This is a genomic window from Glaciecola siphonariae (assembly GCF_042652645.1).
In the GTDB taxonomy this organism is placed as follows: domain Bacteria; phylum Pseudomonadota; class Gammaproteobacteria; order Enterobacterales; family Alteromonadaceae; genus Glaciecola; species Glaciecola siphonariae.
The window spans coordinates 1383419-1395238 of record NZ_JBHSGU010000002.1; the positions used below are offsets into that span (position 1 = coordinate 1383419).

Consider the following 11820-nt stretch of genomic DNA (forward strand, 5'->3'; position numbering starts at 1 on the left):
CAAAATACTACGTGTGCGTTTGCAGCCAAAGCTTAGCGATGTGTAAACATTATTCGCATTGAAGTGAGGTCGTATTTGAGCTTGAAGGCTCAAAGCGAATATCGCTGAGACTTAAATTAAACGCATTTTTTGAAAGAAGCTGAAAAGGCATAGTTAACGCCGATGTCATTACTCCCTGCTGCGTAAAACAATTTACGTCTACCGCAAATGATTCCCACTTTCCTGTTAAGTGCCTGCTGAGCAAAGGTGCAATATCAACGGCTGCCATACAGCTATCCTCAGCGCTATTGATACTTTGATTTGCCCGGCAACCCATTCCGAGCATCAATCGCTCTGGAATGGATGAATCGAGTTTTAATAAAAAGCTGAGCTGATAATTGGCCTCAGCACTTAAGCTCATGCCTTCTTTGGGCATGTTATTACTACTGGTTATTTGAATGCCTTGCAGTTGCTCAGAGCGCTCGGCACTGAGCAAAATGGCATCTTCTTGAATCGTTTTATCAATGGTTCGGTAATCTACGCTAGCTAAACTAGCGGTGTTTGAAACAACTTTTGAGGTTGTTGAGCCCGACACTAATTCAAACTGCCATGGGGCTTTTAAGGCACCACTAAATAGGGCAAGTCCTTGTTCAATATCCGATGTATCATGATTATCTTCATCCAAATCGTACGCAAGCATGTCGCTATCGCCGTAGCGCAGACCAAAACCATATGGCAATAGAGGGTCGTAGTGAGTATCGCCAACATTCACCGCGGCCTGATGGGCGCTTTTTGGCCAAGAAAAAGGTAGCTTGCCTTTAAAATCGTGCTGCACACGATTGGATGGATCGGTAAATAAAACGGACGCTATCGCCGCTCCTTCAGACCCCGGAAGCCAAGCTGCAACAAATGCATCGCTTGCGTTAAGCTCCGCATTGACCCACATAGGACGACCACTTAAAAAAATTGACACTACCGGTATGCCGGCTGACTTCAAGCGCTTTAATAGGGCTAAATCGGATTTTTCGCCGTGCTGATAGTCAAGATGCTCTCTATCTCCATGTCCTTCCGCATAGGGGTTTTCACCAAATACAACAATCGCCACGTCGGGCTTTTCGGTGTATTGCCCATCAATACTGTAGCTTACACTTCCTTGGCCGCGCTCCACCTGCTCTTGAATACCGTCTAAAATTGAAGTGCCGCCGGGAAAGTCATCATTGGTATTGTTTGTACCCTGCCAAGTTATCGTCCAGCCACCCGACTGTTTTCCAATGTTATCGGCCCCGTCACCGGCAACAAGCACGCGCTGGCTTGGCGACAAAGGCAGTAGCTGATTTCGGTTTTTCAGCAACACCAAAGACTCCCTTACTGCCTGGCGGGCGATGTCGCGATGAGAAGTTTGACCAATCACATTAGTTTTACCCGAGAGCGCCCGCTTTGCTGGGCTTGGTTTATTAAACAAGCCGGCTCGCACTTTTACGCGCAGTATTCGCGTTACCGCATCGTCAATTCGGCTTAAGGGGATTACGCCATTATTAACTTGTTCAATAAGATTGTAGTAAAGCGGCTTCCAAGCCCCTGTTGGCACCATGTATATATCAAGGCCAGCATTTGCCGCCTGCGCGCAGTCCTGTTCGCTACATCCTTTAATTTGACCGTGGCCGTTCCAGTCACCCACAACAAATCCATCAAAGCCCATTCGCTCTTTTAGTACTTCGGTCAGCAAATAACGATGCCCGTGGAGTTTCTCCCCGTGCCAGCTATTAAACGACGCCATAACCGATTGAGCACCTGCGGTTAAACCGCCTACATAGCCTTGGGCATGTATTTCGTACAATGCCTTTTCATTTGCAACATTGTCACCTTGGTCGTCTCCAGCCACCGTGCCGCCATCACCAACAAAGTGCTTGACGGTACTGATAACGCGCTCATCGTTTAAAAAATCGATTCCCGGGCGCCCTTGTAAGCCTCGCACAATAGATGCTGCGTAGGTTTTAACAATCTCAGGGTTCTCAGAATAGCTCTCATAAGTTCTTCCCCAGCGGTCATCTCGAACCACGGCAACGGTAGGTGCAAACACCCAATCAATACCCGTCACCATCACTTCTGCAGCCGTGACCTGTGCTATTTGCTCTATCAATTCTGGGTTTTGCATGGCACCTAAACCAATGTTGTGCGGGAATAAGGTTGCCCCGATAACGTTGTTGTGTCCGTGCACGGCATCGGTGCCCCACATGGTAGGAATAGACGAGCCGTCTAAAGAATTATCTACAGACGCTTGATACATTTGCTCTGCAAGCTTAATCCAGTCATGCGCGCTTGCATGTTTGTTGCCATTTGGAAAAGAACCACCGCCGTTTAAATAAGACCCAAAGCCATATTTACGCATATCCTCTGGGGTAATATCGCGAATTTCAGGTTGAATCATTTGCGCAATTTTTTGTTCAAGGGTCATAGTCGAGAGAAGCTGGGCAACGGTTTGCTCAAGCGCTTCATTTTTGTCTATGTCGACCTCAAGGACTGGCCAGATAGAAACGTCATTTTCAGTATGAGCGGCGCTGCTGAGTGACTTAGAGATTTCGCTGTTTGCCGCAGAATCGGCGTGCACTTTGATAAGGGGAGAAGCGAGAAGGCCCCCTAGCACGGCAAAAATGATGGTGAATCTCAGTACGTTTGCAATCATATAACTTAGCTTTAAGTACCTTAGTTGAGGATGCTCAAGTGGCAATGTTTAAATTTTGTTAATGATGCGTTACTAAAAAATATGCAGCAATTGAAATGCGCTATATTGCGCCAGACATGCGACGCAATTCATAAACGAAGATATTTTGCGTTAAATGGAGTGATTTTTAAGATAAAAGGTGCGGCTTGGTAGTGTCAGCTTAATGCCCGTTCTTCTATGACCTTTCGAATTTGCAGATTGTAATTTCGGCTCACTTTCAGCTTCACATCATCATCCAAAATCAACATGCTTTCATTGTTTCTGAGCGATTGAATACCCTTAATCCGCGATACGTTCACGATGGTAGACTTATGAATGCGCTGAAAAAGCTGGTCGTTTAGCTGACTGCTCAGTTTTTTCATGGTGATCCTAACAATGTAGTTTTCTTGACTGGTGTGAATGCACATGTAGTCGCCCGCCGCGTCTACCCAATCAATATCTGATACCGGCACAAATACCTGCTCATTGTCGGAATTTTTAAGAATAAGTTCCTGTTCATTCAATACGGGCAAAGGCTCATCTTTGTCTAACCAGTCTTCAAGCTCGGTTAGCCGCAAACCAGATAGCTTACCCAGCGCCGAGAGCAGTTTGTATTTTTCTTGATTCTCGCGTGCAGGGTGAAGTCGGGCACGCACGCGCTCCATAGTTTGCTGCAAGCGCCCTAGATTAGCTGGCTTTAAGATGTAGTCAATTGCGTTGAGCTCATATGCATTTACCGCAAACTCGCCATAAGCGCTGACAAATACAATTAAGGGCATAGTGTCTGATTGCAAGGCATACACAACCTCTAAACCGTTAATTCCCGGCAAATTTAAATCTAAAAAGAGTACGTCGGGCTGATGTTGCTGACATACCGTAATAGCATCGTCGCCGTTTGTGGCAACACCAACTATGTCCAAATCGCCTATTTTTTCTAGTCTCAGCTTTAAGCCTTCAATGGCGAGGGGTTCGTCGTCAACAATGACGGCACGTATGGTTGATTCCTGCATTTTATTATTTTCTTCTCATGTAGGGCATATGTATATCGACGCGGGTGGCGTTGTCTTCGAGCGTTGAAATAAGCAAGTCGCATTGTTTGTTGTACAGATTTTTAAGGCGAGCTCTGGTATTGCTAAGACCAATGCCCAATCCCTCTGTGTTTTTCGTTTGCTTTTCGCCGCCTTGATTGTAAACGCTAAGGTGCAGTTGCTCTTTGACCTTTCTTGCTTTGATGATGATACTGCCGGCCTCTTTTCGCGACTCAATGCCGTATTTGATGGCGTTCTCAATAAGCGGTTGCAACAAAAAGCTTGGCACAAGTGAATTCGCCGCAACGGCGTCAACATCATATTCCACTATTAAACGCTCGCCAAAACGCACTTTTTCAATGGATAAGTACAAGGAGCAGATGTCGAGTTCGTCGCTCAACACGTTTTCTTTTTCATTTTTTTGCGACAGTGAAAACCTAAAAAACGAACACAACCTATCTAACATCTCATTCGCTTTGTCATTTTCATTTTTGTAAATAAGCGTAGATATCGCATTTAAGGTATTGAACATGAAATGAGGATTAAGCTGATAGCGCAGCATCTGAAGCTGCGCTTCCTTTGCTGAGGTTTGTGCGCGCAGCAGCATCTCGTGCTCTGCCCGCAAGCGTCCGTTGTAGAGCATGATAAAAAAAATGGCGGTAAACACATACATGGTTGCAACCGAGAACAACAGCCAGCCACCAAATTCAAGCAAGTTAAACTCTTGGTACCACACTTGCCCAAACACGATGTGTTTGTAGGACGCGAGTTTTATCACATTAAGCATGATGCCTAAAATCGCAGCGGTAAAAAAGCTTACAAAAAGAGTAAGCCTGAGAGGTAGGTGCACAATGCGTTTAATCATCACCCACTGAATAGTGGTTAAGGTAAATCCGCTCAGCACCTCTATCAAAAGATTTGATAATTGTTTGGAAAGACTGAAATCTGCCTGCGCGAGTTGCGGATGGATAATCGCCAAAAATACTAAGCCCGTATATCCTATCCAGCCGCCTGCCTGCAGCACCCAGAACTGATTGTCAATATTATTAAGCGGGTTCTTTTTGTCGACCAATTCCGGCGGAAAGTCGTCTGGTATATCGGTTAAAATGGATGCCTGCATGTTCAGTCACTATTAACAATTTTGAAACATAGTAGGCGATAGTTTTTGAAGATTGCAAGCAAATCAAATTAAAATAATGCGATTGCTAAGTTAAGTTCCTGACAGCCAAGCGCTTAATCCAGCTCTAGCTAAACGCGCTGAATTTTTTGATTTAGACGAAGGCGATTGCCCTGCGTCATCATGTTTTAAAAGCTCTTTAGAGATACCCATAGCGAAGGCAAGCCCTAGACCCCGTTTTGAGAGAAGCAGCTTTTTTACCCTAGCCTTCGCTCGTTGTTTTTTACTGTCGTTTAGGTTTTCAAGCACTTTGTGCTTATCTACAAGTGACAGCAAGTCGGTCTGTTCTTTCATAAGAAAAAGGCTCATTTGCTGACCTCGCTATTATCGTATTTAACATTCAGCATATCGAGGCATTTGCCTAGACTTACATTGGCTAATGCTTTTTTTAATTCACTTGCTACAAACCAGAGTAAGCATAGATTCAAGGCCCCTAAAATAGCTAAAGCAACGGGCATCATCGCGCCTAAATGCGTGGCCATCCAATAAATCGAAATGTTGATCACCATCCACACTGAAAAGGCAAGAAGTGCCACAACAATCGCCAACATAAAAGACACCAGTAGCGCTTTTTTGGCAAGGGCAAACTCAGCCTTTATCAACTTTTGAACAGAGCGTAAACGCACCGTTTGAAATCGAGCATAATCTTCAAAGCTAGCAAAAGTATCGATAAAAGAAGCGTGCTGGCCAATGGGTTGCTCTAGCGAGTCGCCTGAATCGTTGCCAGCTTCGTTGCTCGCAGATTCAAACGTGTTCGGTCTCTCGCCACCATGTTTTTCACGAGAGGCATCACCATGAGGAACGTCGCTATGAGGAGCCTTCGCACCCTCATGATGATTCGACTCAGCGTATGTAGACTGATTCATCGCTCTTGCTTATTTTGAACGCAGGAACGAAGCTAGCAATGCACCTGCAGCAAATGCGAGACCTGCCGTTTTCACAGGATTTTCAACCGCAAACTGCTTCACTTTTGAGTTGTTCCAACTCGACTCCATCTGCGCTTTACGCTCTTCAAAATTTTCAGACCCTTTCTCCATAGAATCGCGTAGGCCTTGCTCTGCACTTGCCGCCTTTTCAGATAGGGTTTCTACCGAATCATGCAAGGTATCTTTAATTTTATCAGCCACGGGGTGAGACGAATCGGCTTGCGTTGTTTTTGTGCGTTTTTGTGCCACTGACCCTTTTGCTGTATTTGTTGCAGTTGCCATGATGTTCTCCTTTTATCATTAAGTTTTAGTGAAATGCTAGGCTGTAATAACTGTTGCTTGTTTGCATCGCGCAACACATTCAGCCCGTTTCACTGAAGACAAAAGCAAAAGCTATTCCATCAATTTAATAAAATATTTATCTAGCATTTTCATGCACTTATAATTTACAAAATAGCTAGAGATTAACAAGATGTGAAATTTATACCGACTAACGTATAAAGCTTTCCGTTTTGTAAGCGGTTTTGTAAGCGGTCTTGTAAATTGTTTTCAAAATAGTTGCGTGAGTAATTTAGCTAAAAACGCCAAGGCATGACGTATAATGAGTACGTCGACAGCAAAAATTACAAAAGCTAGGAGCAAGAGCACTTGAGTAAAATACGGATAGACGCCATCTTATTTGATAAAGACGGTACGATTATAAACAGTGAATTTGCCAATAAAACGGCGTGGATGACCAGCATGACAGAACATGGCGTGGACTTTAGCGAGGCCGATTACCAAACATTTGTGGGCGTGCCTACGCAAAAGTGCTTTGACATGGCCCGAGACATGCTCCCCAAGGATTTTGATTGGGAGGCGTTTTTCTCTACCTTGCGCACCAATATCCGCAAACATTATGACGCGGGCGTTCCATTTAAACCAGGGTTTGAAGATTTTTTCGCTCATATCAAAACGCTGAAGCTGCCTATCGGTCTGGTCACATCCGCCGAGCGCAAAGGCACTGAACTGAGCTTTAAGCGCTCAGGGTACTTAACCGACTTTAACACCATCGTAACCATTGAAGACGTTGACGACCCAAAGCCCGCTCCAGCCCCATATTTACTCGCCTGCAGAAAGCTCAATGTGGCACCCGAGCATACCTTGGTATTTGAAGACTCAAGCGTAGGTTTACAGTCAGCAATAAGCGCAGGCTGTATTACCGTTGCTATACCTGATTTAGTCGACCTTGATGTTCTAATCAAAAATCAATGCTATCGCGTATTAACTTCATTCTCTGATGCCTATGAGTTATTTTAGTTGGCAGTGTGCGTTAAACCCAAGGAGTGAGCGCTATGAATAACAGTAGCAAGCAGCGCGATGATGAACTCTCGTTTTTTGAACAGATGCAAGACGTAAAGCCGCTTAACAATGTAAACAAGGTGCATCTGCCTAACAAAACACCAGAAACGCTTGCCCAGCGATTGAAGCGAGAAGCCCTCGAAAAACAGATCGCCCTCGACGACAACGGCTTGAGTGTTGAATACGTTAAACCTGTTGAACCACATGATTTCATTACCTACAAACAAGATGGTATTCAAGAAGGCGTATACAAGAATTTAAGGTTGGGCAAATACGATATCGACTCGCGTCTAGTGCTCAAGCATTTGAGTTTTGACGATGCTCGCCTAACTATATACAGCACACTGAAGGAATCTCACGAACGAGGGGTTCGCTGCGTATTAATTGACCACGGCGTAGGCATTAACAGTAAACCCTTTCCAGCCTTTATGAAAAGCTACGTAAACCAATGGCTGCGTGAGATGGAAATGGTAATTGCCTTTCACACCGCCTTAAAACAGCATGGCGGGCTGGGTTCGGTTTACGTGCTTTTAAAAAAGCACGCTAATCAAAAACTTATCAACCGAGAAAGGCATCAAAAGCGTTTCTAGCCTGCTTGCAAAATGTCAAAACAGGCTAGAGTCTGTTGATCTTTGCTGTATGAATTTTGTTATCCCACGTATTTGCGTGCGTTTCTAAACATACGCATCCACGGGCTATCCTCTTGCCAGTGCGCTGGACGCCATGAGTTTGTTACTGCCCTGAATACACGCTCTGGGTGAGGCATCATTATTGTGACGCGACCGTCTTCTGAGTTCAAACCTGTTATGCCCATAGGCGAGCCATTAGGATTTGCTGGATAGCGCTCGGTAGGCTTTCCGTAGTTGTCTACATAGCGCAGCGCCACTTGATTTGCGCTTTGCAGTTGATTGAGCTGCTGAGAATGAGAAAACTCAGCGCGCCCCTCACCATGCGACACTGCAATGGGCATGCGGGAGCCCTGCATATTAGCGAAGAAAACCGAGGGTGATTCAAGCACTTCTACCATGGCGAAGCGAGCTTCGAAACGTTCAGAGGCGTTGTTAACAAAATGAGGCCAATTGGCTGCCCCAGGTATCAGTGACTTTAGGTTTGAAAGCATCTGACAGCCGTTACATACGCCAAGAGAGAAGGTTGATTTGCGCTCAAAGAACTCGGCAAATTGCTTAGCCAGAGCGTTTGAATAAAGTATCGACTTCGCCCAGCCTTCGCCCGCGCCTAACACATCGCCATAGCTAAATCCGCCGCATGCGACCAAGCCATTAAAGGCTGATAAGTGTTTTCTGCCGCTAGCTAAATCGCTCATATGGACGTCGACAGCTTCAAAACCGGCTCGATGAAACGCAGCAGCCATCTCAACATGAGAGTTCACGCCTTGCTCACGTAAAATCGCTAGCTTTGGTTTCACGCCTTTAATAATGAACGGTGCAGCAACATCTTCATTAATATCAAAGCTCAAGTGTGCGTGCAAACCTGGGTCTGCTGCGTCTTGCTTTGCTTCATGCTCTTGCTTCGCGCATTCAGGATTATCGCGTAGCTGCTGCATCGCAAATGTCGTTGAGGCCCACAGCGAACGCAAATGCGTGCGAGATTGACTCAAAATGGTCTTACCATTGTGGGCTATCTCAATGCGATCTGTTTGATTAAGTGCCGCTACTTCATGGAAACACTCGCCCAAGTTAAATTCATGCAATATGCTCTGCACACTGCCAATATGTTCCTGACTCACCTGCAATACCGCGCCTAGCTCTTCATTAAACAGACTTGCGTTACTGTTGTCACCCAGCGCGCTTATGTCGATGCTTAAACCGGTTTTTCCAGCAAATGCCATTTCCACCAAACTGGTAAATAAACCGCCATCTGAACGGTCGTGGTAGGCATCCAAAAGCCCTTGTTGGAGCATCTTTTGGACGGCATTAAAAAATGCGAGTAAATCTGCTGCACTGTCCACATCGGGCGCTTCGTTACCCAAGGCTGAATAAACCTGTGCCAAGCATGAACCGCCTAGGCGCTGCTTACCTCTTGATATATCGAGCAAATATAATTTTGAATCGAGATTAGGTGCCAACTCTGGCGTAAGCGTTTTTCGCACGTCTTTCACCGCGCCAAAACCAGTGATCACAAGTGACAACGGGGCGGTTACTGATTTATCTTCAGTTTTACCGTCTGTACTTTGTTGCCAAGCGGTTTTCATAGACATTGAGTCTTTACCCACAGGAATAGCGATCCCCAATGCCGGACAAAGCTCCTCACCCACCGCTTTTACTGCTTCATAAAGACCGGCGTCCTCACCGGGGTGACCCGCGGCGGCCATCCAGTTTGCTGAAAGTTTGATGCGTTTTATGTCACCAATGTTTGCCGCGGCGATATTAGTCAGGGTCTCGCCTACCGCTAATCGCGCCGATGCCGCGTAATTAATAAGCGCAACGGGCGTGCGCTCTCCCATCGCCATCGCTTCGCCTTGATAGGAATCAAACGCAGATGTGGTCACAGCCACGTCGGCCACGGGCACTTGCCACGGTCCTACCATTTGGTCACGCGCAACCATACCGGTGACGCTTCTGTCGCCAATGGTTATTAAAAAGGTTTTTTCTGCAATAGTAGGCAACTGTAGTAAACGTTCTGCCGCTTCAAGTGTATCTAGGGTAGATGCATCAAAATCATCACCAATAGACTGCGTGCTAACAACATCTCTGTGCATTTTTGGTGGCTTACCAAGCAAAACGTCAAGCGGCATGTCAATAGGCTTGTTGCCAAACAAGCGGTCGCTTAAGGTAAGATGCTGCTCACGCGTTGCCTCACCAACAACGGCGAAAGGCGCTCGCTCGCGCTCACAAATGTCAGTGAATACTGCCATGTTTTCAGGTGCAACAGACAAGACGTAGCGCTCTTGTGATTCATTACACCAAATTTCTAGCGGCGATAAACCCGGTTCGTCGCAGTTGATATTGCGAATTTCAAATATCCCGCCGCGTCCGCCATCGTTGACCAACTCAGGGAAGGCGTTTGACAATCCGCCTGCGCCTACGTCGTGAATAAACTGAATGGGATTGCTATCACCCATCTGCCAGCAGCGGTCAATTACCTCTTGGCATCTACGCTCCATTTCTGGATTTTCGCGCTGTACAGAAGCAAAATCTAAATCAGCGCTGCTTTGACCGGAGGTCACCGATGACGCCGCACCGCCGCCCAAGCCAATATTCATGGCAGGTCCACCGAGCGCAATCAATTTAGCACCTACGGTGATTTCACCCTTTTCAATGTGCTCGCGCTTGATGTTACCGAGACCGCCGGCAAGCATAATGGGCTTATGATACCCACGGACTTCTTGCCCGTTAAAGCTATTAACTCGCTGCTCGTAAGTTCGAAAATAACCTAATATATTGGGCCGACCAAACTCATTGTTAAACGCCGCGCCGCCTAAGGGGCCATGGATCATAATATCTAGGGCATCAACAATACGTTCGGGCTTACCATAGGCCTGTTCCCAAGGTTGCTCTGCATCGGGAAGGCGTAAATTAGATACGGTAAAACCCACTAATCCCGCTTTAGGTTTAGACCCTCTGCCGGTGGCACCCTCATCGCGAATTTCCCCGCCCGAACCTGTGGCGGCGCCAGGAAATGGCGATATTGCTGTAGGATGATTGTGTGTTTCAACCTTCATCAGTATATCGATGGGCTGGTGATGGTAGTCGTAACTATCGTCGTGAGAATGAGGATAAAAACGCCCTGCGTCCCATCCTTCCATTACCGCTGCATTATCTTTATAAGCTGAAAATACAAACTCGGGCGTATGCTCAAAGGTATTTTTAATCATCTTAAACAGAGACTTTTCTTGGACTTTGCCATCAATTGTCCAGTCTGCGTTAAAGATTTTATGGCGACAATGCTCTGAGTTTGCTTGAGCAAACATGTACAGTTCAATGTCGTTAGGATTTCGCCCTAGCTTTAAAAAACTCTCAAGCAAATAATCAATTTCGTCATCCGCTAAGGCTAAACCTAACTGTTGATTGGCTGCTTCTAGCGCTGCTTTGCCTTCGCTAAGTACATCTATTTGGGTAAAGGGTTTAGCTTGGGTCTGGGTAAAGAGCGCTTCGGCTTGCTCGGTTGAATAAAAAATGCTCTGGGTCATTCTGTCATGAATAAGTGGTAGCAGAACGTCCAACGCTTTTTGTTTGTGAGCTTGTTCACTCTCACCTGCAGAATCACCTTCCAGCTCAAAGTAATACGCAACGGCGCGTTCGATACGCTTTATTTGTGTTAAACCACAGTTTGCCGCGATATCGCTCGCCTTACTCGACCATGGCGAAATGGTGCCAGGGCGAGGCACAACTAAAACATCAGGCGTCAGCTCGTGCGTATTATCGTAGGCAGGTCCGTAGGTGAGTAACTTGTTTAGTACTTCGGTTTCTTGCTCGCTGAACGCAGCGTTATCGTGGCAGTCAACAAAATGCACATAGCTAGCGCTGATATCACGCAACTCGAGTCCATTTTGTTTGCATTGTTTTATGAGTTTTTGCTGATTGAAGCCGGAAAGTGCAGAAGAGCCAAACAAGGTGAGCATAGACAAGGTCCATATTACAAGAGCGATAGCTGAAAACAGCTGTAAAAAGTTTGGGAATTATAGTGGAATACGGCCTGTTTGATAAG

The 11820-nt window shown here is 46.0% G+C and carries 9 protein-coding genes; 2 read left to right on the forward strand and 7 right to left on the reverse strand.

Features of this window, described 5'->3' with window-relative positions:
• Nucleotides 1-49 precede the first annotated feature (49 nt).
• The 6 genes from ACFO4O_RS07520 to ACFO4O_RS07545 form a co-directional block, all read right to left on the reverse strand.
• Entirely contained in the window at nt 50-2662 is a 2613-nt protein-coding gene (locus ACFO4O_RS07520; RefSeq protein ID WP_382407036.1) for a glycoside hydrolase family 3 protein, read from the reverse strand.
• A gap of 194 nt (nt 2663-2856) precedes the next feature.
• Nucleotides 2857-3690: a LytR/AlgR family response regulator transcription factor gene (locus ACFO4O_RS07525; RefSeq protein ID WP_382407038.1), complete on the reverse strand. Its 834-nt coding sequence runs from the start codon at nt 3688-3690 to the stop codon at nt 2857-2859.
• A 4-nt stretch (nt 3691-3694) separates the two neighbouring features.
• Nucleotides 3695-4828: a sensor histidine kinase gene (locus ACFO4O_RS07530; RefSeq protein ID WP_382407040.1), complete on the reverse strand. Its 1134-nt coding sequence runs from the start codon at nt 4826-4828 to the stop codon at nt 3695-3697.
• 90 nt (nt 4829-4918) lie between these two features.
• Nucleotides 4919-5194 (reverse strand): hypothetical protein, encoded by a 276-nt coding sequence (locus tag ACFO4O_RS07535; protein ID WP_382407042.1) that lies wholly within the window; start codon nt 5192-5194, stop codon nt 4919-4921.
• Nucleotides 5191-5751 (reverse strand): hypothetical protein, encoded by a 561-nt coding sequence (locus ACFO4O_RS07540; RefSeq protein ID WP_382407044.1) that lies wholly within the window; start codon nt 5749-5751, stop codon nt 5191-5193. Before ACFO4O_RS07540 ends, ACFO4O_RS07535 begins: the two co-directional genes overlap by 4 nt.
• A gap of 9 nt (nt 5752-5760) precedes the next feature.
• The gene (locus tag ACFO4O_RS07545) at nt 5761-6093 is read right to left on the reverse strand and encodes a DUF883 domain-containing protein (RefSeq protein ID WP_382407046.1); all 333 of its coding nucleotides are present in this window, start codon (nt 6091-6093) and stop codon (nt 5761-5763) included.
• 366 nt (nt 6094-6459) lie between these two features.
• On the opposite strand from ACFO4O_RS07545, the gene ACFO4O_RS07550 reads away from it, so the two are divergent.
• Nucleotides 6460-7110 carry an HAD family hydrolase gene (locus ACFO4O_RS07550; RefSeq protein ID WP_382407048.1) on the forward strand — a complete coding sequence of 217 codons (651 nt, stop codon included), beginning with the start codon at nt 6460-6462 and terminating at the stop codon, nt 7108-7110.
• Nucleotides 7111-7145: 35 nt separating this feature from the next.
• A complete protein-coding gene (gene smrA, locus ACFO4O_RS07555; RefSeq protein ID WP_382407050.1) occupies nt 7146-7742 on the forward strand; it encodes a DNA endonuclease SmrA in 597 nt (198 codons plus the stop codon).
• 59 nt (nt 7743-7801) lie between these two features.
• Here smrA and purL read toward each other — a convergent pair whose 3' ends face one another.
• Complete coding sequence (purL, locus tag ACFO4O_RS07560; protein ID WP_382407052.1) at nt 7802-11734, reverse strand: phosphoribosylformylglycinamidine synthase; 3933 nt, start codon at nt 11732-11734, stop codon at nt 7802-7804.
• Between the last annotated feature and the right edge of the window lie 86 nt (nt 11735-11820).